The organism is Devosia sp. Leaf64 (genome assembly GCF_001421945.1).
In the GTDB taxonomy this organism is placed as follows: domain Bacteria; phylum Pseudomonadota; class Alphaproteobacteria; order Rhizobiales; family Devosiaceae; genus Devosia.
The window spans coordinates 24,771-50,138 of record NZ_LMLO01000004.1 but is presented as its reverse complement, the minus strand read 5'-3'; the positions used below and the strand labels follow the sequence as shown (position 1 = coordinate 50,138).

The 25,368-nt window shown below is 57.0% G+C and carries 16 protein-coding genes; 13 read left to right on the top strand and 3 right to left on the bottom strand.

Annotated features, from left to right (window positions below):
• The first annotated feature begins 93 nt into the window (after positions 1 to 93).
• Positions 94 to 234 carry a hypothetical protein gene (locus ASE94_RS20815; protein WP_156351769.1) on the top strand — a complete coding sequence of 47 codons (141 nt, stop codon included), beginning with the start codon at positions 94 to 96 and terminating at the stop codon, positions 232 to 234.
• Positions 235 to 293: 59 nt separating this feature from the next.
• On the top strand, positions 294 to 497 hold the full coding sequence (locus tag ASE94_RS02185) for a hypothetical protein (protein WP_062629030.1): 204 nt from the start codon (positions 294 to 296) through the stop codon (positions 495 to 497).
• A 396-nt stretch (positions 498 to 893) separates the two neighbouring features.
• Here ASE94_RS02185 and ASE94_RS20810 read toward each other — a convergent pair whose 3' ends face one another.
• Positions 894 to 1,265 (bottom strand): hypothetical protein, encoded by a 372-nt coding sequence (locus ASE94_RS20810; RefSeq protein ID WP_156351767.1) that lies wholly within the window; start codon positions 1,263 to 1,265, stop codon positions 894 to 896.
• 96 nt (positions 1,266 to 1,361) lie between these two features.
• Between ASE94_RS20810 and ASE94_RS20435 the strand changes: the two genes are divergently transcribed.
• The 4 genes from ASE94_RS20435 to ASE94_RS02165 all read left to right on the top strand — a co-directional run bounded on the left by ASE94_RS20435 (position 1,362) and on the right by ASE94_RS02165 (position 4,290).
• Entirely contained in the window at positions 1,362 to 1,595 is a 234-nt protein-coding gene (locus tag ASE94_RS20435; protein ID WP_156351765.1) for a hypothetical protein, read from the top strand.
• Positions 1,592 to 2,254, top strand: coding sequence for a response regulator transcription factor (locus ASE94_RS02175; RefSeq protein ID WP_062629028.1), 663 nt, complete (start codon positions 1,592 to 1,594; stop codon positions 2,252 to 2,254). Before ASE94_RS20435 ends, ASE94_RS02175 begins: the two co-directional genes overlap by 4 nt.
• Complete coding sequence (locus ASE94_RS02170; protein WP_062629027.1) at positions 2,251 to 3,606, top strand: HAMP domain-containing sensor histidine kinase; 1,356 nt, start codon at positions 2,251 to 2,253, stop codon at positions 3,604 to 3,606. Before ASE94_RS02175 ends, ASE94_RS02170 begins: the two co-directional genes overlap by 4 nt.
• A gap of 231 nt (positions 3,607 to 3,837) precedes the next feature.
• Complete coding sequence (locus tag ASE94_RS02165; protein ID WP_062629026.1) at positions 3,838 to 4,290, top strand: DUF1236 domain-containing protein; 453 nt, start codon at positions 3,838 to 3,840, stop codon at positions 4,288 to 4,290.
• A 118-nt stretch (positions 4,291 to 4,408) separates the two neighbouring features.
• Here the strand turns inward: ASE94_RS02165 and ASE94_RS02160 are convergent, their stop codons facing one another.
• Positions 4,409 to 5,140: a GntR family transcriptional regulator gene (locus ASE94_RS02160; RefSeq protein ID WP_061907913.1), complete on the bottom strand. Its 732-nt coding sequence runs from the start codon at positions 5,138 to 5,140 to the stop codon at positions 4,409 to 4,411.
• A 266-nt stretch (positions 5,141 to 5,406) separates the two neighbouring features.
• On the opposite strand from ASE94_RS02160, the gene ASE94_RS02155 reads away from it, so the two are divergent.
• The 6 genes from ASE94_RS02155 to ASE94_RS02130 are packed head-to-tail and all read left to right on the top strand — an operon-like array spanning position 5,407 to position 11,319.
• Positions 5,407 to 6,522 carry an ABC transporter ATP-binding protein gene (locus ASE94_RS02155; RefSeq protein ID WP_156351783.1) on the top strand — a complete coding sequence of 372 codons (1,116 nt, stop codon included), beginning with the start codon at positions 5,407 to 5,409 and terminating at the stop codon, positions 6,520 to 6,522.
• A 17-nt stretch (positions 6,523 to 6,539) separates the two neighbouring features.
• Positions 6,540 to 7,574 (top strand): extracellular solute-binding protein, encoded by a 1,035-nt coding sequence (locus tag ASE94_RS02150; protein ID WP_062629024.1) that lies wholly within the window; start codon positions 6,540 to 6,542, stop codon positions 7,572 to 7,574.
• Between the two features lie 4 nt (positions 7,575 to 7,578).
• Positions 7,579 to 8,406 carry an ABC transporter permease gene (locus ASE94_RS02145; RefSeq protein ID WP_062629023.1) on the top strand — a complete coding sequence of 276 codons (828 nt, stop codon included), beginning with the start codon at positions 7,579 to 7,581 and terminating at the stop codon, positions 8,404 to 8,406.
• Positions 8,399 to 9,211, top strand: a complete 813-nt coding sequence (locus ASE94_RS02140; RefSeq protein WP_062629022.1) for an ABC transporter permease — start codon at positions 8,399 to 8,401, stop codon at positions 9,209 to 9,211. Before ASE94_RS02145 ends, ASE94_RS02140 begins: the two co-directional genes overlap by 8 nt.
• Before the next feature lie 42 nt (positions 9,212 to 9,253).
• Positions 9,254 to 10,669: a Xaa-Pro peptidase family protein gene (locus ASE94_RS02135; protein WP_062629021.1), complete on the top strand. Its 1,416-nt coding sequence runs from the start codon at positions 9,254 to 9,256 to the stop codon at positions 10,667 to 10,669.
• The gene (locus ASE94_RS02130; RefSeq protein ID WP_062629020.1) at positions 10,669 to 11,319 is read left to right on the top strand and encodes a flavin reductase family protein; all 651 of its coding nucleotides are present in this window, start codon (positions 10,669 to 10,671) and stop codon (positions 11,317 to 11,319) included. Before ASE94_RS02135 ends, ASE94_RS02130 begins: the two co-directional genes overlap by 1 nt.
• A gap of 697 nt (positions 11,320 to 12,016) precedes the next feature.
• Here ASE94_RS02130 and ASE94_RS02125 read toward each other — a convergent pair.
• On the bottom strand, positions 12,017 to 12,382 hold the full coding sequence (locus ASE94_RS02125) for a hypothetical protein (RefSeq protein WP_062629019.1): 366 nt from the start codon (positions 12,380 to 12,382) through the stop codon (positions 12,017 to 12,019).
• Between the two features lie 1,272 nt (positions 12,383 to 13,654).
• On the opposite strand from ASE94_RS02125, the gene ASE94_RS20805 reads away from it, so the two are divergent.
• Positions 13,655 to 25,249, top strand: a complete 11,595-nt coding sequence (locus ASE94_RS20805) for a hypothetical protein (protein ID WP_162236029.1) — start codon at positions 13,655 to 13,657, stop codon at positions 25,247 to 25,249.
• Positions 25,250 to 25,368 lie beyond the last annotated feature (119 nt).

The window sequence follows — 25,368 nt, the reverse complement described above, 5'->3', positions numbered from 1 at the left end:
TGGATCGTCCTCATCATGACTGTTTGCCACTAAACGGCCCAGCCTAAGGCTCGGCCAGCCGCCCCTTTGGGGTGGTTTCAAGAGGAGGAAAGGATGCTCGTCATTCTTTTGTTTTTGGGAATCGTTGGTCTTGCCTGCCTTGCGTCGGCGGGCCTGATCTTCACAGCAACGGATTTCTCTGCCGTCGAGCGGACCGGCAGCGATCTGGTTGCGCCCGAAACGTCAGCCTCTTGAGCTTTCATTGCGGCGCCCTGCGCTCGCCCCCCTAACAATCTCAAACCCTGGAGACATCAATGACTATTGAACGCGAAACAATCATCGAACGCCCAGCGATGACCGAGACCGTGGTCACTGGGGGAAGCCCATTTGGCATTATCGGCGGGATCATTGCTGCGGTCCTCGCGGTCATCTTGATTATCTGGCTGGTCAACGGTGGCATCGCCAGCAATGGCGAGTCCGTCAACGTCGATCTGCCCAACGTTACGGTCACCAATTAAGGCCCATGCGGAGACGGATCTCATCTATTGAGCGCTAGGTATCAACGACTGCTGATGGACAGCAGTTTAGGCTGCCCGGCGTCGAGATTGATCCGTTTCGATAAATATTCTTGTGGCGCCGTTTGTCCTCCGACGAACGGCGTCGCGCGTTTGCAAGGTGCGACAGGGCGAAGGTCCATCCCGATACGCCGTGTCTAACCCCTGGACCTCGGCGACGTTCATGCTGGGTTTGAAAGCGAGGAGGCCGCTCCAACGGGCTTGGGGGGCGGGGATATGTCGGAGCGGCCTTTACCATCAAGAGGTCGAAAATCCAGCATGGGCGGAGCTCGACCGAAACCAGTGTCTCACAATTGGCGTGACGCATCTGTGAGTGTGCCTGTAAGCACTCTGTCAGCTTCAGCAGGATAGAATTGTGCCATGCGGATCCTCCTTCTCATGCCCTTGATGATCTTTCTCGTCGCTGCGCCTGCGCTCGCCCAGGGCAATGGCAATGGGGGAGAAAACGGAAATGGCAGCGGCAACGGTTCTGAAAAATCCCAGCAGGATAGGAACGCAAACGAAAATGGCAATTCCGGAAACGGAAACGGAAACGGAAACGGAAACGGAAACGGAAACGGAAACGGAAACGGAAACGGGAACGAGGGGAATAACGGAAACGGCAATGGGAATGCCGGGAACAATGGGAACGGCGATGGCAACGCCGGGAATAACGGCAACGCTGGGAACAACGGCAATACTGGAAACAACGGAAATAATGGCGCGAGCCAAGGATCGACGGGGGCCGGAAGCGGTGGCGGTGCACCTGCAACAGGCAGTACGGTCACGCAGGGGGCAGGCGACACGATCGCGGCGCCAGACACTACAGTGCACTACAGTACCGATTATGCGCGTGATGCGGTCAACGCTGGACGCGCGGTGAGCCTGAGCAGTCTGTTGCCGGATTTGGCTCAGCGTGCCGGCACCAATGTCATCGACGCAGAAATGCTCAGTATTCGTGGCTTTCTCGTCTATTCGATCCGCGTTCTCCGCGCCAATGGCACGGTGACGACGGAATATTATTATGCCCAATCAGGGCGCTTCATCGGGAGCGAGCCATGAAGATCTTGGTGGGCGAAGACGACGACCGCATTGCCGAAGTCCTGCAATCGAGTTTGAGCCGGTCCGGTTTTGAAGTGCAGCGCGAGAGCGATGGCGAAGCTGTGTGGTTTCGGGCCGACACCGAGACTTTTGACGCGGTCATTCTCGATCTGGGCCTGCCGCAAATGGACGGGCTGACCATCCTGAAGCGCTGGCGCCGCGGCGGCCTTCAGACGCCTGTGCTGATCCTCACTGCTCGCGGGCAATGGGAGGAAAGGGTGGAAGGGATCGAAGCTGGCGCCGATGACTATGTGGTCAAGCCATTTCACGCCCTCGAAATCGTTGCGCGCATCCGCGCTCTGATCCGCCGCTCGAAGGGCCTTGCATCTTCGCGCGTGGCTTTCGGCAAATACGAACTCGACATGCGGACCATGGCGGTCACGGAAGATGGTCTTCCCATGGACCTGACGGCACAGGAATTTCGTCTGATGGCCTATCTGTTGCACAATCGCGGGCGGGTGGTGTCGCAACTCGAGATCACCGAACACATCTATCGGCAGGACTACGAGCGAGATTCGAACGCCGTCGAGGTTCTAGTCGCGCGCCTGCGTAAAAGGCTGGGCCATGACGTTGTCAAAACCCGCCGCGGCTTTGGCTATACGCTCGGTGACAACTATTGATCCGGCGCTGGCTGCCAAACCGGCGGTCGATCGCTCTGCGGCTGATGGGCCTAGCGGTGGTCATGGTCGTGGGGTCGCTCATCCTCTCCGGCATAATTCTGCAGGCGCTTTTCGTCGCCAATCTGGAAGCCAGCGTTAAGCGTGACCTCGAAGCGGCAATGACAAGGCTCATTGCCGTTATCGATCCATCCACATCGACCCCATCCATCTCGGCACCCCTGCCAGATCCGCGCTATGAAACACCTTTGGGCGGCCGCTATTGGCAGATCGAGGCTCTCGATACCAAGGGCGTGGCGCGCTCGCGCTCGCTCTTTGATCAGCAATTGGATGTCGCGCCTCAAGCCAATGGATCGATCGTCCATTGGACCAACAAGGATCGTTTTCACCTCATCCTGCTCTCTCGCGACATCACCATAGATGGTCGTCCCTATCGGGTAACGCTTGGCGAAGATCACGATCCGATCCACCAGGCGTCGCAGGCCTATGGATGGGATATCGGGCGCCTCTTTGCGCTCATGGCGATTGCGATTGTCGGCGCGTCATGGGCGCAACTGCAACTGGGTCTTGCTCCGCTCAACCGTCTGCGCAGCGCGGTAGACGATGTGCGCTTTGGCAGCGTTGGCCGGCTCGAGGGCGCGTTTCCGTCAGAAATCGAACCGCTAGTCAGCGAGGTCAATGCGCTGCTGTCCGAACGCGAAGAACTGGCACAGCGCGGACGGCGCCGTGCATCCGATCTTGCCCATGGGCTCAAAACGCCGCTCGCGGCCCTCCATGGCATCGCTATGCGCCTGCGCGACAAGGGGCAGGGCGACGAAGCAACCGTGCTCGATGATCTGGCTCATGAAATGTCCACGCGCGTCGACTATCAGATGCGCCTGGCCTCATTGCGCACCCGGACGGGCGAACATCGCGAAAGCAGTTCGCTCAACACCGCCGTGCTGCGCACCGTGGCAGTGTTGCGGAAAACGCAGGACGGCGAAAACCTTCACTGGATGGCGCAACTGGGTGACGACCCCGATGTGGATATTCATCGGCAGGATCTGATGGAGCTGATCGGCGTGACGCTCGAAAATGCATCCAAGTGGGCGCACGCCTCGATTGCGGTTTCAACGGCTACGGCCGGAGCCATGGCTCTGTTGACGATTGAAGACGACGGCCCGGGCATTCCGGATGAGCTTATCAAGAAGCTCGGGGGGCGAGGGATGCGTCTTGACCAGAATGTTCCAGGAACCGGCCTTGGCCTCGCCATTGCCGGCGAAATCCTCGACATCAATGGCGGCGCGATTGCCTATTCCGCTGGTGAGCGTGGTGGGCTCAAGGTCGAGGTTCGCCTGCCGCTTGCCCGCCGCTGAACCGCGCTACGGCCGTTTTGGATGTCGATAGTTTGTTGAAAACGTCGGCCGACTGCAGAGTATAATGATGTAATAATAAATGGAATGCCTGAATGGACTGTATTAGTTCCTTACATTTGAAATACGATCATTGTAACTACTATATAATATTGGAAATGCGGAAATAATTACTGGAACTGGACGGGCGTTGATGAGTTCTAATTTCATCTTCCAACCCTCCCAGAGGATACGATGAAAAAGCTTTTTATCAGCGCTCTCGCTATTGCCGCCCTTGCCGTTCCCACCGTTGCGCAGGCGCAGATTATCAAGACGAACCCGGATGCCAATGCTGATGCCGCCGTGGGTGGCGCCGCTGGCGGCGTCACCGGGGCCGTCATTGGTGGCCTCGTTTTCGGTCCTATCGGCGCGGCAATCGGCGGTTTCGCTGGCGCGTCGGTGGGCGCTGCAGGTGGCGTCGAAGCCGGCTCAGTTGAATATGTTCGGCTGCACCCGACGGACCCTGTCGTGATCGATGGCGCCATCGACGTCGGCTATACGGTTCCAGAAGCCGTCGTGCTGCACCCGATCGAGGGCGACGCCACCCATGGCTATTTCTACACCAATGATCGCGTCTATTTCGTCGATCTCAGCAGTCGTGCCGTGGTCTACTCCCCCGGTACCGTCGTGGCTGTTCAGGCCAACTGACTTTACATGGCGGCCAGCAAGGGCCGCCATTTTTCATTAGGCGATTTATCGAGATGAGCAGGGCCTGGAAGTTGAGGTTCCTTCCTCGACAAAAACGCACCGAGCATGTCGCTATTTGCTAGTCGCTGAATGTCTCGAGCATGGACATGAAGCTGTGTCGCTCGCTCTGTCCTGGCGTCAGCCTCACGCGCCCCTCTATATCTCCCAGATGGGTATCCATCAGCGCTTGGGCCTTTCTCAGATCGCTCGCGCGCAGGGCGTCGACGATCTGGCGATGATGATCTGCGCCACAATCATCCTGCCGTTCATCTTCATATAAAGCCATCACCAGAGAGAGGCGGGCGACCAGCTTGGCCAGCATCTCACTGAGCACTTTATTGCCGGCGATCGCTGCGAGCTCGACGTGAAATTCGCCGATCGTTGTCGCCTTTGCCACCTGATGACCATGCTGGTGGACGCGTAGCTCTTCGGCAGTGATGGCATCGAGCTTCTCGAAATCAGCCGCGGTGATCCGTTGCGCCACAAGGCTAAGAATAGTGCGCTCGAGCGCCCGCCGTGCTTCGAACAGTTGGTGCGCCTCTTCAATACTGGGTTCGGCGACGAACGTGCCGCGATTGCGCTTGCGCTCTAGGAGCCGCTCACGCTGCAAGACGCCGAGCGCACCGCGGACGACTGTGCGGCTGACGCCGAAATGCTCCGCAATCGCCTCTTCGATGATCTTGCTTCCAGGCTTGAGTGCACCGTCGGCGATGGCCGTCGACAGCGTCGCACAGATGCGGTCGTTGACATCCTCGGCATCATCGATGTCGATCTCGACGGGCTTTGCGCGGGGAGCTTTACGGGGCGGCATGGTCGGAAGTCCTGATTTGCGATGCCTACAAATACATCACATGACGCACGAATGTGCAAAATAATGTGCGAATTATAATTCGTAAGAATTTTCGAAACTGGTTTCGCAAACATTTCATGAGTGAATTTTGTTCATTTAAGTCAGTTGCTTAAGACAAAAATATGCTGGCCACGCTCGATTTGGCACGCTGATTGCGATGTTTCGGTTGGGATCATCGTGAGTGCCTGACCATGACCGATCAAGCTTTAGCCGTCGATCAGCAAGCAATGGAAACACAACCGCAAGGGCTGGTCGTCAACAGCCTCACGTACCGGTATGGCACAGCTTTGGCGATCGACCGCATCACCTTCGATGTGCGGCCGGGCGAAGTCGTGGCGCTGCTGGGGCCCAGCGGTTGTGGCAAGTCGACCGTGCTCCGCTCGATCGCCGGTCTGATCAAGCCCCAAGAAGGGACGATCACGATGGGAGCGCAACGGCTCGATACGATGCCGGCTCGTACCCGCGGGATTGGCATGGTCTTTCAGAACTATGCGCTGTTTCCCCATCTCACTGTCGAAGAGAATGTCGGCTATCCCCTGACCTGTCAGGGGCTGCCCCGCACCGAGCGGCGCCAGCGCGTTGCCGAACTCTTGGCGCTGGTGCGCCTTGACACCATGGCGCGCCGCCTGCCGCGAGAGCTATCGGGTGGCCAGCAACAGCGTGTGGCGGTCGCCAGAGCGCTTTCCGCGCGACCAAACCTTCTGCTTCTCGATGAACCCTTTGGTGCCCTGGATCGTGCGCTCCGCTTCGACCTCCAGGTCGAAATGCTGCGGCTGCAGCGAAGCCTTGGTATCACAACGCTTATCGTTACCCATGACCAGGAAGAAGCCCAAAGCCTCGCCAGCCGCCTTGTGCTGATGAACAAGGGGCGGGTCGAACAGATCGACACGCCGACGGCGGTCTACGACGCGCCCAAGAGCCTTTTCGTCAACAGCTTCATCGGTCAGGCCAATCAGCTTCCCGGCATCATCGAAAGCACCAGTGCCGATCACTCCATTGTCCGGCTTGCAGTCGGTCAGACGATCAAGGTCCCGCGACAGGTTGAGTTCGTTGTCGGTTCGCCCTTTGTCGTCACCTGTCGACCGGAGGACGTCACCCTCGTCTCGGAGGCTAATTCCACGACGCTCGCGGCCGGCGTCAGCGTCGCCATCGCCCTGGGGCCGACGCTTGTTCACGAGCTGACGCTCGCCTACGGCAACGAAATTCGCGCCAGCCAGATGCGCGATCCATCAACGCGTCCCGGCAAGCCCGGCGAGGCGGTGTTCCTCTCCATCGATACCGCCAGGTGTCATATCTTCCCGGCGCCAGCCGGTTCTAGCCTGTCTTCGTCTCCCTCCCACTGAAGTCCAAAGGTGCCTTCATGACGACCAGACTTTCCCTCCGCCATTTCAACATCCTTGCCCTCGGCGCAGCGGCCGCCGGCTTCCTGCCAATGCAGGCGCGTGCCGCCGGCGGCCTCGTTGCCGCGACCTTCCCGGGCAATTGGGAAGACGGCTATCGCCGCGTGCTCACGCCGCTTTTGTCCGAGAAGGGGTTCGACCTCACGATTTTGCCCGCGTTGGCGCAGGATCAGTTGGCCAAGGTTATGGCCAGCCCCGATGCTCCGGCCTTCGACACGCTCTTGATGTCGCCAGGGCAGGGCGCCGTCGCCATCGAGAACGACCTGATCCAGAAGATTGACCCCGCGCGCCTTTCCAATTGGGACAAGCTCGATCCTGCCTTCCAGGGCGAGTATGGCCCGACTGTTACCGTCGAAGTCAACGGCATCTGCTACAATCCAGGCCTCGTGCCGCGTCCTGCCGGCTATGCGGATCTGTTCAACAAGCCGGAATATGCCGGCAAGGTCTCTTGGACCGGCTTCGGCTCCAACACTGCCGTCATGGCCTATACCCAGCTCGCCAAGATTTTCGGAACTGGTTCCGATGATATGGAAGCCGTGTTCCAGCTTTTTCGCGATCACCCGGATCAGCTCAACAATGTCGTCGATAGCACCAATAGCCAGATGACGCTGTTCCAGCAGGGCGAGATCGCCGTCTTCATGTGCTCGACCGGTAATGTCGCTAAGCTCAAGAGCCTTGGCCTCAATGCCGAATTCGTCCATCCCGAAACCGGCTCGCCGGCTGCCCCCGTCAACATTCACCTGACCAAGGGCTCGCAAGATGTCGACGCGGCCTATGCCTATATGGACGCCGCCATCTCCGCGGCCGCCCAGACCGAACTGATGGCGCCGCCGACGGCGACTTTCCCAACCAATCACGATGTCGCGCTGACGCCCGAAATCGAGCAATATGTCACGCGCGAAGACCTTCCCAACCTGGTCTATCCCGATTGGACGCTGATCAACCAGAACCGCGACGCCTGGATCCGCGCGTTCGACGCTGTCGTGGCGGGCTGATCCCATGCGTGCGAGCGGCGTTCCCTTCCTGACCCCGATGCTCACCCTGTCGGTGCTGTTCTTCGCGGCGCCGCTCGCCATGCTCGTCGGTTACAGCTTTGTCGGGGAGACAGGATTTACCCTCGACAACTATGCCCGTTTTCTCGGCGACCCTTTCAACTTCCGGGTGCTGGTCAACACGTTCCGTCTCGGCATCCAGACCGTGTTGGGCGTGACGCTGCTCGGTATACCCATCGCCTTGCTCTACTGGCATAGCGGACCGCGTGTTCGTCAGGTGATTATTTTCCTGACGCTCATCCCCATGCTCACCAGCAATGTCGTGCGGACCTTCGCCTGGATCGTGATCCTCGGTCGCCAAGGGCCAATCAGCGAAACGCTTCTTGCCTTCGGTTTCACCGACGGCCCGATCAGTCTCATGTTCACCGAATTGGGCCTGGTCCTCGCCATGACGCAGATCGACTTGCCTCTCGTGGTCTTGCCGCTCATTGCCATGCTCTCGCGCTTGCCGACAAGTCTGGGCGAGGCCGCGGAAGTTTCGGGCGCAGGCCCATGGCGCATTCTCATAACCGTTCTTATTCCACTGATGCTGCCGGCCCTGCTTGCCGGCTGGGTTTTGGTCTTTGCCAGCACCAGCGCCTCCTTCGTCACCCAGGCCGTCATCGGCGGGGCCCGCAATGTCTATATGCCGCAGCTGATCTACCGCGAGGTCGGCACCCTGTTCGATTGGCCGCTCGCCGCCGCCATCGCTGTTGTTCTGTTGCTGACCTCCGGCGCCGTGCTTCTGGCCATTACCTTCCTTTCCCGCCACAGGAGGCTCGCCAACCATGGCTGACAGACGCCAAACCCTGTTGCCTGCCGCCTTCTACAAAATCTTTGTTTTTGGCTTCGGTACGCTTTGCGTTGCCTTCATGGCGGCGCCGATCGTGATTGCCATCGCCATGAGTTTTACGGGCGGCCAAACCCTGCGCTTTCCGCCGGAAGGCTTCTCGTTGCGCTGGTACGAAGCCTTGCTCGATCCGGCTCGCTCCTCGACCGAACACATCGCCGCCTTCAACTCGCTCAAGATCGCCGCTGCGGCTGTTCTTGGCGCGTTGCTCTTTGCCGTCCCCGCCGCCATTGGCGTCAGTCGCGTCAAGCGGCGCACTGCCGGTGCCGTCGAGCCACTTTTGCTCCTGCCACTTGTTTTGCCCAGCCTCGTTTATGGCCTGGCAGCACTGATCGTTGCCGGTTTCCTCGGCATCAGGCCGTCCTTCTGGTTGACCATTGCAGGCCATGTCGTCGTCTTCGGTCCGCTGATGTACCGCTCGGCGGCAGTGCTGGCGCAAAGCCTCGATCCGAGCCTTGGAGAAGCCTCGACCGTCATGGGGGCCAGTTGGGTGCGAACTCTTTTCAAGGTGACCCTGCCGCTGATGTTGCCGGGCATTCTTGCGGGCGCGTTCCTCGTCTTCATCCAGTCGCTCGACAATGTGTCGATCTCGCTCTTCCTCGCCGACCCCCAGACTACCGTGCTGCCGCTGCGCATGTTTGCCCTCATCGAAGAGGGGCTCGATGTTCGGGTAGCCGCCATGTCCGGGATTTTGATCGGCCTCGTTCTCATCGGCCTCATCCTCGGCCGGAAGGCGTTGGCCCGTACCTAAACCAAGTCAAGGCGCCGCGCGCCACCAACAAGGACCACACAGATGAACATGCATTCGCCTGGCGCCCTGCGCCGGATTGAGAACCTGCTTGCCGATTTCGAGCCGAATTTCGACTTCGTCGCTCCCCCGCCGCTTCCGGAAGCCGAATACGAAGATCGCCTCCGCCGCATCCGCCGCGAGGCGGTCATTGCTGGCCACGATGCCTTGGTGATCCACACCGACATGGTCGGCTGGTTCCACACCTCCAATGCCTATCTTCGCTATGTCCGCGACTGGATGCGCGAAGGCGTCCTCATCATTCCAACCGACAGCGATAAACCGCTGACCCTCGTCTCGTTCTTCACCCAGTCCGTCATTCTGCCGCCAGGGGGCGAGCCGGTTCTCGTCGAAGACATCTGGCAGGTGGGTGCCATCGGCCGGGAATATGCCGATCGTCCCGGTTCATCCACCACGCTCACGGCCGAAGCGACGGCACATCTGCTGGATAAGCTCGGTCTATCCAAAAGCCAGATCGGGCTCCTCGGCGATCGCACCTCTCGCGACTTCTGGTCCGATCTCGATGAAGCCATGCCCAAGGCCAAATTTGTCCGGGACAATGCCATCATCGATCGCATGCAGAAAATTCGCAGTCCCCGCGAGGTCGAGATGTTTCGGGCTGCGGCTCAACTCATTTCCATAGGAACGCAGGCCGCTTATCACGTTACGCGCCTGGGCGTGACCGATGCCGAAATCTACGCCGCCTTCACGTTTGCCCAGCTCGCGCGGGGCGGGGAAACCGGCGACGGATATCAGATCGGCATCAACGAATACGGGACCCATTGCGGCAAGCCTTATGGACACGTCGTCCGGCCTGGCGATATCATCAATCTTTACATCTCCAACGTCACCTATCGCGGCTATACCGCCCAGACTGCGCGTATGATTGCCGTTGGGGACATCACCGAGCGCCAGGAAAAAGTCCTCGCGGCCTGCACCCTCGGCGTCAAGCGTGCTGAAAAACTGATCAAGCCCGGTGCCCTCATCAGCGAGGTCAACAATGCCGCCTTCTCATCCTATATCGAGCACGGCTTGCTGACTTCGCCGCATGCGCGGACCATGCCCTACAATTGGAGCCCCGCTGACGATGGTGGTGCCCGGCTCGTGCCGCGCCAATATGTTCCCGATGCCGACTGGGAAGCGCAGGGCCGCAAGCTCATGCACGTTTATCCGGCTACGCATGGGCCGCATAATCCAAACCTCGGCCACTCCGTGGGCATGGCGGGTGCGCAAAACAGTTTTAATGTGTCCTCGCACAACTTCGACCGGCTCGAAGAGGGCATGGTTTTTGTGCTCCACACCCAATGGCTCGAAGCCCAATCGGCCGGATGCAATATCGGGGACTGTTATCTTGTCACCAAAGACGGCTTCGAAAACCTCAGCCGCCACACCCCGCTCGAAACGCACCGGGTCGCTGTGTGATGGAGCATACCCATTTCGACTTTGGCGCCCTCAATGAGCGCGAGCGCTACAAGCTGCTTATCGGCACCGTCATCCCGCGCCCGATCGCGCTTATCACAACGCTAGGGCGGGATGGACGAGCCAATGCCGGTCCCTTCAGCTTCCTCAACGTCCTCACTCACGACCCCGCCATCATCGCGGTTGGGGTCGAGAACTATGCCGACATGCGCTTCAAGGACACGGCGCGCAATATCCGCGAGACGGGCGAGTTCACCGTGCACATCGTAGACCAGGCGCTGGTAGATCAGATGGAGATTTGCGCCATCAAATTTGGTCCGGAGGTCGATGAACTCGCTGAAGCCGGACTGGAGACGGTGCCGGGGTATGCCGTTGGCAGCCCGCGCATTTTGGCGGCTCCCGCGGCTCTCGAATGCCGGCGCTACATGACTTTGGAAGTCGGAAAGGCACGCGAGATCATTCTGGGGGAGGTGGTTGGTCTCTATGTCCGCAGCAGTGCGGTGGATACCAACAACCTTCACATCGATCAGCAAGCCATGGATGCAGTCGGCCGCCTTGGTGGGCATAGCTATACGCGAACGCAGGACCAGTTTGAGGTCAAGACGCAGTCGCCAGAGCAGTGGTTCGCTGAGAAGTCGTCGACTGTGCGGTAGGCCACGAAGGCAAACCTTCTGTTCAGACCGCGATCCCGTCAGTCTTGCGGCGTAATGGTCGCTTGCAGAGCACCGGCTGAAAAAAGACTCATGACGTCGTTCTGGCGCACTGATTACGAATGGTAATTTGAAGTGAAGGGACTCGTAAGTGCGTTTTCTCAGACTAACGAAATCGTTGGGCGCAGAAATGCCGAATCGTGGGTTGCTAAGGAGGGCCGAGCTTCAGGCGGTGCCGTTGGCCTGCCAGCTCTTTAGCTACTTCGAGACACCGGACGTCAGCGTTCGGGAACCTCGATCTTCCGATGATCAGAGCAATAACAGATATTGGAGTGCAGGACGACTTCGGCCGTCGTAAATGCCGCGCAGCTAGAGAGCCGTATGCTTTTTAGGAGTAAGCCCGATCTGCCGCAGGATAACAATCGCCTAGTATTGAGGAAGACCTTGCCTTCTTTAAATCGCTGCCAGCTGAGCAGTGCCGCCATGCGAAGATAGCCGTAAATGGTCTCTGTTTGATGATCGGGGGGCTACACTGCGATACGGATAACACCGCTTGCGCTAAGGCTGGCTTTCACTGAAACGGTCGTAAGCCCCGCCATTCAACACTTTCGGGCCGACGTCTCCTTCGACTTCTATCAGCTGCGGGCGCTGCTTGTGCCTAAGTTAGCACCATCAAAAAGGTGCAGCTTTATCTCACGTGTTATTCGTCTGTAGAGACAGTGAGATCCACGTCGCCGAGGCGCAAGTTTTTCGCGAATGCGGCGGCCTGCTCTGCGGTTTCAAAGCCGCTTAATTGCATGCGACCACCGGTAAGCGGGGTTTGTATAAACGGCGAGAGCATCACCTCGCCGTCAACAGCAACGTCTATTCTTTTCTGCACGTTTGCTCCGGTGAATATCGCGAAATCTTCAGCGCTTTCTTGAGTAAGCTGAACGCTCACCGCTGGAGTGGAAGTAACGGGGTCGAGCAATTGATGTGCGTGAGCGACATTAAGTTTCAGCTGCTCGGCATATCCTGGAATCGCGAGCGTGACTGCCAAACCGACAAATAGAATAAACCGACGCATGATCTTCTTCTGACAATAAGATGGGCGGGGGATGTAAGAAGTCACAACAAAAAGTCCCTGATTTACTAAAAATCCTTACCCTCTGCAAGCTGGTCGGCGATCTGTTAAGATTGTGGAACAACTGTGACCTAGGAAGGATGCGTTCTCGGTAACTTGTCCCCACGGGCCTTCTGTTGACAATATTCTGCCGACCAGTCTGACTGAGGCAAGCCACACTCAAGTGATCAACTTGGAGTTTGGGTAATATGCAACCGTAACCACTCGGCTCAAATGGTCAACCAAGTCTATCAAGCGTGGTAACCGACTTGACTGCCGTGTTCTGGGATACCTTTCGGCTTTGGCCCAAGCAAGCTCTACTGCCGCTGCACGTTAAAGAACTCTGTTGATGGCCGAGACACAAGTGGCGGCGAGACATTCTCGTCTTCATAAATTTCGCATGAAGCCATTTATGCACTGTTATGTCAATGGGATTAATTTCTAAAATACGGACCAGAAGACAACATTATTGGGATATTTTGGTTTGTACGTGAGCGAATGTTGTCACAACTTCAAGTAGCGCTAGCAGATTCCATTTTGGAGTCGCTGTGATCCTCAAATGACCTCCGGGGGACCGCCTTAAGAACTGAGAAAATGGACTACTTCATTGTAATATTAATAGAATTACTTGAAAAAACGGGAATGAAGCGGCTGGCAATTGTTGTGTTCTTGGTTTCTATAATTGTTACAATTGTATACTACTGTAATATATTAAACTATTAACCAATAGATATCGATAGAGGGTGTTCGATGGCAAGCAACGTTAACGGAAGTGGCCAGTCTGCTGGTGTAGTTGATCGGCCGGGCAGTGGTACTTTTATTCCTAATGATGGTAGTGAAGCGACGATACCTTGGTATTCTTCAAACCCAGTCAAGATTACATTTGAAATATCGAAATCATTTAATGCGCTTAACTGGACACCTCCTTCGAATGCAACGGTTAGATTTTACGACCCTATTACGGATACAATGAGGGAGCAAAGCTTCTACGTCGGAGGAGTTGGATCAACAAGAATTAGCGTAACAACAGGTCCAAAGTGGAACTCAGATTTAACTTGGGGTGAAATTGGCGTCAGTGTAGTGCCAGCTGATGAGCAAGAATTTCCTCCTTTTTTCCCTCTCAGTTTCCTTTATCCGTTATTTAAGGCGTTAGGAGGCACGGGTACGGTATATCAAGGATTAAACGGCAGTACAAAATATGATCTGGGTCTAATCTCAATAGATCCTGTTCCGCGAATGGATCCTATAAACCCGCAATGTTTTCCTTCCGGAACAAAAATACTTCTTGCGGATGGTAGTAATAAAAATATTGAAGACATAGTTGTTGGGGACTGGGTGTCTTCTTTCGATCAGTCCGCAATGAATGGGAGCGATGTCCTAGTAGCCGGATTGGTCTCAAATACCTTCAGTGATATTACGGAAGAATTTATTGTTCTTTCAAACGGAATTGTTGTTACTCCGGGGCATCACTTCTTAGATAAGTTTGGAAATTTTCGCACTATAAAAAGCATATTAGAGACTGACGGTTTTATTATAAATGCTCTTGGTCAAGCTGAGTTCGTTGAGGGTCGGGTTGTTACACATTCGGAATCTACAGCGAGTATGTTTGAGCAGAGTGAAAGGTACGAGCAGGTAAATAGCGGCTCATTGGCGCTCGATTCGTTTTTGAAGCGTGGTTGGAAAACGTACAACTTCGAGGTGCAGCGCTATAATACGTACGTTGCTGAAGGCATTAGAGTGCACAACCAGTCGGTTTTCACGCCAACCGGTCTCGACTTGAATGTTGGCCAGACTTACGTAGCCCAGAACGGCTTGGAGTATACGGTCAATCCTGATGGCTCATTGACCAGTGAGACCTCTGGAGCGACTTCTGAGCCGACGCAATATCCACAGATGTATTACAACGTTCAGCACGCGGAAAACGTACTGAAGCGATCCATATCTCCTGCCGAACAGTACGAGATGGGCAACGACGTTGCTTTCGCTCGATGGCAGGTGACCGGACGTGGCCCCTCGGTACAATTGGCATCTGGCGCAACAGCTACTGTTGGTACGGTTTTCGGCGTAGGGAACGGATATACAAATATCGTCAATTCTGATGGTTCAGTAACCAATGTCGACACCGGACGCACGAGCGGGAACGGCACCCGTAGATATGACATAGATTCCAATACATGGGGCACTGTAGGTCCAAACGGTGAGTTTAATCCTGATGGTATCGATTGGGATGACGACGATCTGGGTAACATAGATTGGAACGGCTCTCTCACGGACGATGGTGCTCCGCCGTGGCAGGGGGAAGATCTTGACGGCGACGGCGTTATCGGAACCGGCGCGGGCAGGCCAATCCTCCTCGATCTCGACGGCGATGGCATAGAGATTGCGCCAATCGGCTCATCAAACACCTTCCTCGACACGGTCGGCGATGGCCTCAAGCATCGTACCGCTTGGGCCGGCGCGGGGGACGGGGTACTTGTCCGTGACCATGGCAACGATGGCATCATAAATCTCGCTAATGAGATCGACTTCACCAAGTGGGACACGACTGCACGAAGCGATATCGAAGCTCTCCGCAATATTTTCGATACCAATCACGATGGCAAACTGAGCGCGGCCGACGCAGATTGGTCCCTGTTCAAAGTCCTGGTGACCAATAGCGACGGCACGCAGACGCTTCGAACCTTGACCGAACTCGGCATTAAAGAGCTCGGTCTCAGGACCAACAATCAGGAAGTGGTGCTGGCAGACGGCTCAACGATAAAGGGTACGGCGAGCTTTGTCCGGACGGACAACTCTACCGGTACGCTTGCAGACGTGACGCTCACTTATGATGCCAATGGTTATGTCGTCACGGAAGTTCTTGTCACGAACAGCAATGGGAGCAGGACGCTTAAGACCGAGGCGCGAGATACAGCGGGCAATCTCTCGAATAAGACCACTCTCACAACCAGTGCCGATGGGCTTTCGCGAACGTTAGCCTTCGACAACAACGGCGACGGCGTTACTGATCGAGTGAGAACGATCGTTAAGGTCATCAATGCTAACGGCTCGACATCGGAGACCGTGCGTGATTTCGACGGATCGGGCACCATCCTGGTGCGCCGTGAGGTCACGACGATCAGTGCCGATCAAAAGTCCGTCACAGTCAGCACCGATTCGACCGGCTCAAATACGATCTTCGATCGCGTGGAGACCCGTGTTACCGCTGCCAGTGGGACGCAGACAGTCACTTTGCAGCTCAGACATGCCGATGGCAGTGAGCGAAGCGAGGTCACTACAGTCACCACACCGGATGGCCTGAGCAAGACAGTTCAAAGCGATAAGGACGGCAACGGGAGTATCGACGCAAGTCGCATCGAAACCACATCAGTTGCCGCCAACGGGACTCGAACCGAGAGCGTTACAGCCTATTCTGGTACTGGTACGACCGCCGCGCACCGCGTCGGCAGCACGGTAACCGCGACTTCAGGCGATGGCACGGCCAAAACGATCAGCAACGATATCGATGGCGATGGCGATATCGACCTGACGATCGCAAGTACCATCGTTCATAACAATAACGGCAGCAAAACAACCACGGTTACTACGAGCAACGGAAACTCTTCCTTGCGCGAGCAGACGGTGACCACACTGAGTGCAGATGGCCAGAGCCGAACCAGCCAGGCAGATCTGGACGGTGACGGCGATATCGACAGGGCTGGTTCTGACGTCAAGACGTTTGGCAGCGATGGTTCTACTACTCAGACAATCGAGCTTCGCGCGGGCAACGGCGCACTGCTTAACAAATCAGTCTCCACTTGGAGTTCGGATGGCAAGACGCGAAACACGCTGATCGACAGCGATGGCGACGGCAACGCCGATGTGACGCAATCAGTATCGGTGGTGAGCGGCAATTCCGTGGAGGTATCCTCCGTCCGATCTGCCAACGGTGCAACCTTGGTGACGCGAACCGAGACAACGACGAGCGCCAATGGCTTGAGCCGTACCTCATTGATGGACCTGAATGGCGACGGCATCACAGATGCAGTGCAAAGCATGGTCAAGGTCATCAATGCCAATGGCTCATCGACTGTGACCGAGCAAGTGCGCGACGGCGCAGGTGCAAACAACATCGAGAAGATCCTGACGTCCACGAGTGCCGATGGGCTGACCGTCACTATCGAAAAGTTCCGGAACGCAGAGACATCGCCGTTTAGCAAAGCGGTAAGCACCAAAGTGCTCAACGCGAATGGATCGGTGACCGAGACGGTAACAGCTTATTCGGGATCGTCGCAGGCGCAGGTTGGCAAGACTATCACCACCGTGAGCGCCGACCGGTTGACCACCACCATCAGTTCATTCATCGGCTCGAACGCGCTTCCCCAGAGCGTCGAGACAATAGTGGTCGAAACCTCCGGTCTCACGACTAAAACTATTCGGCAATATGGTCTGGATGGAACCTCTCTCCTCAGCAAATCCGTTCAGACTATCAGTGCTGACGGTCTTTCGACTACCAAACTGACTGACGGCGACGGCGATGGCGACACCGACGGCACGATTATCAGCATACTCACCCTCAATGGGGATGGATCAACTACAACAGCCAGTTCAAGCTATGGCGGCGGCGGCGCGGCTGTTGCCAACCGGATCGCGACAGAGACCACCACCAAGAGCGGCAATGGCCTGACGACGAACATTTCCACGGATCGCAATGGTGACGGCGTGGTGGATGCTCGTAGCACTGAAGTGATCGTTCATAATGCAGATGGCTCTAAAACACGTACGGTGACGTCGCTTGATGGCACCGGCACGATTCAGTTGGGCAAGACTGTCGAAACGGTCAGCGACGACGGTCTGACCAAATCCGTCACGACATATCTAGGCAACCATACCGCGTCGGACGGTGCAGTCACCGAAATCACCGTGCTCAATGCCGACGGTTCCCGTGCGACGACGACCACAAGCACGGCCGGCAACGGCGCCGTGGTCGGAAAGGTCGTCGTTACGACGACTGGCAATGGCCTGACGCAAACCACTGCTGCAGACCTTGATGGCAACGGGATTAATGACAGCGTGACCACTAGTACGGTCGCGGCAGCTGGTGGTAAAACCATTTCCACGAACACCTATGGTTTGGCGGGTGCCTTAAAGTCGAGCTCCACTTCCGTCACCTCGGCCAATGGTCTCTCGACAACTGTCAGCACCGATCTCGACGGCAATGGCACAGTGGATCGCAGTTCGAGCGACGTGACGACGCTTCACAGCGACGGTTCTCGAACGAAGTTACAGACCACCTATAAGGCCGCTGGTGCCATTGAGGGCAAGGTTACTTTAGTTACCAGCGCCGATGGGCTCAGCAAGACAGCAACCTGGGAAGCAACCGGCAATGGTGTGACCCGCACCCAGTCCGACGTGACCTTGGTCAATGCCGATGGTTCGACCACGAAGACCGTTGAGAACCGAAAGGTCGGAGGGGTTCTGAATGACCGTTCGGTAACAACGGTCAGCGCCGATGGAACGCTGACGCGCATCACTACTGACGTCGATGGCAATGGTGTCGTCGACGAGACCATCGTGCAACGCAAATTGGCCAATGGCACGATCGTCACCTCGCAGATGGATGGTGCAGTCTCCTCGGCGGCAGGTCGTGAATTCGGCAGCGCGAAAGGCACTTACATCACCGAGAGTGGCAATGGCCTCACGCGCACGACCCGCTTCGACGCCAATGGCAACGGTTTGGCGGAGAGCGAGATCGTTGAGGTCACGGTTCTCAATGCCGATGGTTCGCAGGTCAAGACAACAACGCGTTCGAACCTGACGGGCGGTGATCCCGCTTCGGCCAACCCGATTTATACGGCGACTTTGAAGGATCGCGCTGTCACGACGACTAGCGCTAACGGACAGTCGATAATTACCAATTGGGATTTGACCGGTTCGGGATCATTTGGAGCGCAACGGACGCAGAGCACCACCTTTAATGCTGATGGTTCTTCCACACGCGATACCAGCTATTCAGAAGGTGGTGTCCTCAAGTCCCAGCATCAGGTTGTAACGACCGGGGACGGGCTCTCTGAAACCACATACTGGAATGCCGATGGTGTCGGAGCTTTCGATCAGGTCTCGACGAAAATCTTCGTGAAAAACGCCGATGGCTCATCAACGAGCACGGTGACCAATACGACCTTCGGCGGCGCTTTGCTGTCCAGGCTCGAGACAAGCACAAGTGCCGATGGCAGGACCGTGATACTCAAAGAGGATCCGTTCGGCGTCGGTTCGTTCACCAAAATCAAGACGACCATTACTGAAACGCTGGCCGATGGTTCTCGGACGGTCACGACAAAGGACGCCGATGGTTCAGGCTTCATCCTGCAGTCTAACACGACGAACGTCAGTGCCGACGGGCGCATCTCTACGATCAGCCGCGACGCAGATGGGTCAGGGACCATCGACCAGACAACGGAAACCACCACTCACGTCGATGGTAGCCGCACTTCCGTGGTCAAGGACTACAACACCAGCGGCGTCCTGACGGTACAAACAGTGACAACGACGTCGTTCGACGGTCGTATCATGACAACCGAGCAGGACGTGGATGGCGATGGTGTGTTCGATCGTCGCATTGTCCAGACCTCGCACCAGTTCGCAGATGGTTCGAGTGAAGTCCGCACGGAATCTTTCCTCATCAGCACCCGGAGCGGCGGCACCTCCGTCGTCATCGCGCCGGTAAAGGACCAAGTAGAGCTCGTAGTGACGAGCGCAGACGGCAGGACCAAGCAGACGACGCTCGATGTGTTCGGCGATGGAACGATCGACGAGAACACGGTGACCGTGCAGCAGATCAACGGTGCTACGATGACCACCGTAACAACCAGTGCTTTGGCTCGTTCAGCCAACCTCGGGCACGAGATCACCTGGAAATCCGCTGTCCTGGCCAACGCCACTGTTCCATTCACCAAGACGGTCACGACAACCCCTGATGGTAGGACGATCGTTGCTGCAGACTATGACGGCGATGGTTTCTCCGAGCATCAGGAGGTTTGGACCAGCAGAATCGACGGAACGCAGACTGGTCTCATCACCGATATCACGACTGGAGGCGTCACGATTGCCAGCGGCGTCTACACCATCAGTTCCGACGGTTTGGTGGCGACGTTGGATCGCGACAACAATAATGATGGCATAGTCGACTACCGTGAGCAGGCAGTCACGCGCATCGACGGTAGTGTCGTGAAGAAGACTTATGAACGCAACGGTGCGGGCGATTTCGATCTCGTCTGGTCGACGATCTCTCATGCCAACGCTCAGTCGCTGCGCCTTCTTGGCACCGCTGGAGACGATACGCTGATCGGTGGCGCCGGAAACGATGCACTGTTCGGAGAGGCTGGCAACGACACCTTGGACGGCCAGGGCGGCGCCGATCGCATGGAAGGGGGAGCAGGTAACGATATATACATTGTCGATGATCCTGCTGATCAAGTGCTCGAGGCGATCGGGCAGGGCACTGATTTGGTCCGGACATCCGTCAGTTTTGCTTTATCCGCCAATGTTGAAAATCTGACGCTTCTCGGTACTGCGTCGATCAACGGCAGCGGCAACAACCTAAGCAACATCCTGATCGGAAATTCGGGCGCAAACACGCTGAATGGTGGCGCTGGAAATGACACGATGTCCGGTGGTGCCGGCAACGATACCTACGTCGTTGATAGCGCCGGCGATGTCGTTACCGAGCTCGCGTCCGAAGGCACGGACATGGTTCAGTCTTCGATCAGCTATGTCCTCGGCGCCAACCTTGAGAACCTTACACTCACGGGCTCCGCTGCGATCAACGGCACTGGCAACAGCCAGAACAATGTGATCACGGGTAACAGTGGGAATAACACCCTCATCGGTGGGGGCGGCAACGACACCCTAAATGGTGGCGCGGGCGCGGATCAACTTACTGGAGGAACCGGCAACGACACCTATGTGGTGGACAATGGCGGAGACGTCGTGACCGAACTGGCGTCTGAAGGAACGGATCTCGTTCAGTCCTCGATCAACTACACTCTCACTTCGAACGTCGAGAATCTGACGCTGACGGGATCGGCAGCGATCAACGGCACCGGTAACACCCTCAACAATGTCATCATCGGCAATTCCGCTGCCAACACGCTGTCTGGTGGCGCCGGCAACGACGCTTTGAATGGCGGCGATGGCAACGACGTATTGATCGGCGGGTCCGGTGCAGATGCTTTGAATGGCGGAGCCGGCAGCGACACGGCCAGCTACGAAACGTCGACATCCGGCGTGACCGTGAACACTGGCGCACTATCGTCGAATACCGGAGATGCCACCGGCGATACTTATACGAACATCGAGGCCATCCGCGGCTCAGCGTTCGACGACCATATCCTGTTCGTGGGGAGCGGCATCACCGTCGACGGTGGTGATGGCAATGACAACCTCGTGGCCGATGGGCTTGGAAACACGATCTATGGCGGTGCCGGGCATGACTTGATGCGTGCAAAGGACGGTGAAAACGCCCTAAATGGCGGCAACGATGTCCTCGACGGCGGATCCGGCAATGACGAGATGTATGGCCTTGGCGGCAAGGACATCATGATCGGTGGGACCGGCGATGACACGATGCTGGGTGGTGCTGATGACGATATTTATTACGTCGACAGTGTCGGCGACGTCGTCCTTGAGAACAGCGATCCGGGTGAAGGTATCGACCTCGTTTATTCCTCCGTCACCTATACTTTAGCCAACAACGTCGAGAACATGACCCTGACCGGGGCCGCCGCCATAAACGGTACCGGAAACACCTTGGCCAACATCCTCATCGGCAACTCTGCTGCAAACACGTTGAACGGCGGGGGAGGCGACGACACGCTTATTGGAGGTGGCGGGAACGACACGCTCAATGGAGGGACGGGTGCAGACCTGATGTCGGGGGGCACCGGTGATGACACCTACGTCGTCGACAACATCGGAGATGGAGTCACCGAACTTTCGGCTGAGGGCACCGACCTTGTTCAATCGTCCGTGACCTACACGTTGGGCAACAACGTCGAGAACCTCACGCTGACTGGATCGGCCGCGATAACCGGCCGAGGCAATGAGCTAAACAATACGATCATTGGCAACAGCGGTGCCAATGTTCTGAACGGCGGAGATGGCAACGATATTCTCATCGGCGGTGCAGGTGCAGACTCTCTTAACGGCGGTAACGGCACCGACACAGCGAGCTACGAAACCTCGTCCATAGGGCTGACCATCAAAACGGCTTCCTCGAGTTCAAGCACCGGTGACGCCGCTGGAGATACCTTCTCAAGCATAGAAATTCTCAAGGGTACGGCTTTCGACGATGAGATCGTTTTTGTCGGCGACGGTGTTACGCTTCATGGTGGCGACGGAAACGACAATCTGATCGCAGATGGTATCGGCAACACGATCTATGGCGGTGCCGGCAATGACCTGATCCGCGCAAAGGATGGTCCCGATGTCCTCAACGGCGGGAACGACGTCCTCGATGGCGGATCCGGCAACGACGAAATGTACGGCCTCGGTGGCAACGACATGATGATTGGGGGCACTGGCGACGACGCAATGATGGGTGGGATGGGAAATGACACCTACGTTGTCGATAGTGTCAGTGATCTGGTTGTCGAAAATGCGGGAGAAGGCACCGACCTGGTGCAGACCACCGTGTCGTATACGCTCGCTGACAACGTAGAGAACATGACCTTGCTCGGGTCCGGTTCGATCAACGCTACCGGCAATGCTCTCTCCAACGTTTTGATAGGCAATGCAGGGGCAAATACGCTGAATGGCGCAGGCGGCGCCGACACCATGTCTGGAGGTGGCGGCAACGATCTTTACATCGTCGACAACATTGGCGATGTCGTGAACGAGCTTACCGGCGAAGGAACGGACAGCGTCCAGTCTTCGGTCACCTACACACTCGCCTCGAACGTCGAAAACCTGACTTTGACTGGTTCGGCGGCCATCAACGGCACCGGCAACACCCTGGACAACGTTCTTACCGGGAACTCCGGCGCCAACACGCTGATCGGTGGCGGCGGTAACGACACTCTGAACGGCGGAAGTGGTTCCGACACCCTGTCGGGCGGCACAGGGAATGATACCTATGTCGTCGATAACTCGGGCGACGTCGTCACAGAGGCAGCGTCTGAAGGCACGGATCTCGTCCAGTCTTCGATCAGCTACGTGCTTACGGCAAACGTCGAGAATCTCACCTTGACCGGTTCGGCTTCGCTGAATGGATCGGGCAACGACCTCAACAACGTCATCACCGGAAATTCCGGAGCCAACACTCTCAATGGTGGCGCCGGGAATGACACCCTCAGCGGCGGCGATGGCAATGACGTGTTGATTGGTGGAATCGGTGCTGATGTCCTGAATGGCGGCAATGGCATTGACACTGTCAGCTACGAGGCAGCGACGGCCGGCGTGACGCTAAATACTTCGACCACAACATTGAGTGCGGGCGAAGCAGCAGGCGATACGTTCAGCAGCATCGAGGTGATCAAGGGCACGTCGTTCAACGACAACATCACGCTCAACGGTGATGCGGTGACGCTCTACGGAAACGACGGCAACGACGTTCTGAGAACATCTGGCAACGGTGCGACCATCTACGGCGGCACTGGCAGCGACGTGATCCACGCCATGAATGGCAGCAACCCGCTCGCCGGCGGCGACGATGTCATCGACGGTGGAGCCGACAACGACGAGATGTACGGTTACGGCGGCAACGACATGATGATCGGGGGTACGGGCAGCGACACTATGCTCGGCGGCTCCGGAAACGACACCTACGTCGTCGACAACAGCGGAGACGTCGTCGTCGAGAATTCGGGCGAAGGCATGGATACGGTCCTCTCGTCAGTCACCTATACCCTTTCTGCAAATGTCGAAAACCTCACGTTAACGGGCTCGGCTGGGCTCAATGGCACGGGCAACGGCCTGAGCAACACCATCACCGGCACATCAGGCGCCAATACGCTCAATGGCGGCGATGGGAATGACACGCTGATCGGCGGCGGTGGCGCGGACGTTCTGATTGGTGGAGCAGGCTACGATATCGCCAGCTACGAGACGTCGACCGCTGGGGTGACGATTAACACAGGTACACCGAGCTCCAACGCCGGCGATGCCGCAGGCGACACCTACAGCAGCATCGAGGAGATAAAAGGTTCAGCCTTCAACGATCAGATCACGCTTTTGAACGTAGGGCAGACCGTCAGAGGCGGTGCTGGCGACGACACCATCGAAATTCTGTCCGGGCAAGCAATTGCCTTCTACGGCGAAGCCGGGAACGACACGCTACGAGGCGATGCCGGCAACGACTATCTCGATGGCGGCGGCGACAACGATACCCTGAGAGGTAATGGTGGCAACGATACGCTCATAGGGGGCGGCGGCAACGACACGCTTTATGGCGGTGATGGAAACGATCTTCTGTCGGGCGGGACAGGTGGAGATGCCTTCTTCGGTGGAGATGGCGTGGACACCGTGACATATGCCGATGCTGCCGCTGCCATCGCGTTTGATCGCAATCAGAACCCGAGCACTTATTCGGGGGACGCAGCGAACGATACCTTCGACTCGATCGAGATCTTCATTGGGTCCGGCTTTGACGACACCATCCATCTCATTGGACAAGGGGCGACGGTCTACGGCGGAAACGGCAACGACCTTATTAATATCTGGTCAGGTCCGGCGGTTAGTTTCTATGGCGAAGCGGGAGACGACACACTCTGGGGCGACTATGGCGACGATTACCTGAACGGGGGCACTGGTAACGACACAATCAATGGCTTTGCCGGCAATGACACGATGGTGGGTGGGATCGGGAACGATACCTATACCGTCGATACTGTCGGCGACGTCATCGTTGAAAATGCGAACGAAGGCACAGATGGCGTCAGAAGCTCGATCACCTACACGTTGGGTACGAACCTTGAGGACTTGATCCTCACCGACAACGCGTCGATCAACGGAACGGGCAATCAGTTCGCCAACGTCCTAACCGGAAACTCCATGGCAAACGTCCTAAACGGTCTTGGCGGCAACGACACCATCGACGGCGGTGCTGGCAATGACACGTTGAACGGTGGCGATGGAAACGACATCCTCAAAGGTGGGGCAGGGTCGGACGCCCACTTCGGCGGTGCAGGTGTCGATACCATCTCGTACGCCAGCTCCCTGGCCGCGATATCGATCGACTATCAGAAGGCTGCGAGCACATACACTGGCGACGCAGCCGGCGACACCTTTGACTCCATCGAGATCTTCGTTGGTTCCGCCTACAATGACAGCATTCAGCTGCAAGGCGTCAGTGCCACCATCTATGGCGGCGATGGCGATGATCTCCTGAATCTCTGGAGTGGACCTGCAGTCACTTTTTACGGCGAGGCCGGCAACGATCACCTAATGGCCGACTACGGTGATGATTATCTGGATGGCGGAACCGGAAACGACGTGGTCGAAGGCTACGACGGAAATGACATGGTCATCGGTGGATCTGGCAATGACACCCTCTTCGGCGGCAACGGCGACGACACGCTATCCGGCGATGCGGGAGACGATACGCACTACGGTGGATCTGGCGCGGACACGTTCGTTTTCCGTTCCGGAATGGGTGAAGATCTGATCGGCGATTTCGAGCTAGGGATAGATACGATCGAAATACGGGACCAAGGAAGCATGAACTTCGCCAGCCTGATGGCGAATGCCGAAGAGTACGGCGGCTATTCTTGGCTGCATCTGAACGATGGCGGAACGATTTCCCTCATCAACATCAGCTTGAGCGATCTGTCGGCCAGCGATTTCCGCTTCGTCTGAAGTCAATCCAGCAATTGCAGCGGGCATGCCCGCTGCAAAATCATCTAGGCTTCAGCCCGAGTGTGCGAGTTGACTGTCAACGCAAAGTCTCTGACGAAGGGCCTTCGGGGCCCAATAGC

What these genes read in the sequence shown, in the direction of transcription:
- ASE94_RS20815 (WP_156351769.1), top strand. Translation starts at nt 94, where the DNA reads ATGCTCGTCATTCTTTTGTTTTTGGGAATCGTTGGTCTTGCCTGCCTT.
- ASE94_RS02185 (WP_062629030.1), top strand. Translation starts at nt 294, where the DNA reads ATGACTATTGAACGCGAAACAATCATCGAACGCCCAGCGATGACCGAG.
- ASE94_RS02175 (WP_062629028.1), top strand. Translation starts at nt 1,592, where the DNA reads ATGAAGATCTTGGTGGGCGAAGACGACGACCGCATTGCCGAAGTCCTG.
- ASE94_RS02165 (WP_062629026.1), top strand. Translation starts at nt 3,838, where the DNA reads ATGAAAAAGCTTTTTATCAGCGCTCTCGCTATTGCCGCCCTTGCCGTT.
- ASE94_RS02160 (WP_061907913.1), bottom strand. Translation starts at nt 5,140, where the DNA reads ATGCCGCCCCGTAAAGCTCCCCGCGCAAAGCCCGTCGAGATCGACATC.
- ASE94_RS02155 (WP_156351783.1), top strand. Translation starts at nt 5,407, where the DNA reads ATGGAAACACAACCGCAAGGGCTGGTCGTCAACAGCCTCACGTACCGG.
- ASE94_RS02150 (WP_062629024.1), top strand. Translation starts at nt 6,540, where the DNA reads ATGACGACCAGACTTTCCCTCCGCCATTTCAACATCCTTGCCCTCGGC.
- ASE94_RS02145 (WP_062629023.1), top strand. Translation starts at nt 7,579, where the DNA reads ATGCGTGCGAGCGGCGTTCCCTTCCTGACCCCGATGCTCACCCTGTCG.
- ASE94_RS02140 (WP_062629022.1), top strand. Translation starts at nt 8,399, where the DNA reads ATGGCTGACAGACGCCAAACCCTGTTGCCTGCCGCCTTCTACAAAATC.
- ASE94_RS02135 (WP_062629021.1), top strand. Translation starts at nt 9,254, where the DNA reads ATGAACATGCATTCGCCTGGCGCCCTGCGCCGGATTGAGAACCTGCTT.
- ASE94_RS02130 (WP_062629020.1), top strand. Translation starts at nt 10,669, where the DNA reads ATGGAGCATACCCATTTCGACTTTGGCGCCCTCAATGAGCGCGAGCGC.
- ASE94_RS02125 (WP_062629019.1), bottom strand. Translation starts at nt 12,382, where the DNA reads ATGCGTCGGTTTATTCTATTTGTCGGTTTGGCAGTCACGCTCGCGATT.
- ASE94_RS20805 (WP_162236029.1), top strand. Translation starts at nt 13,655, where the DNA reads ATGGATCCTATAAACCCGCAATGTTTTCCTTCCGGAACAAAAATACTT.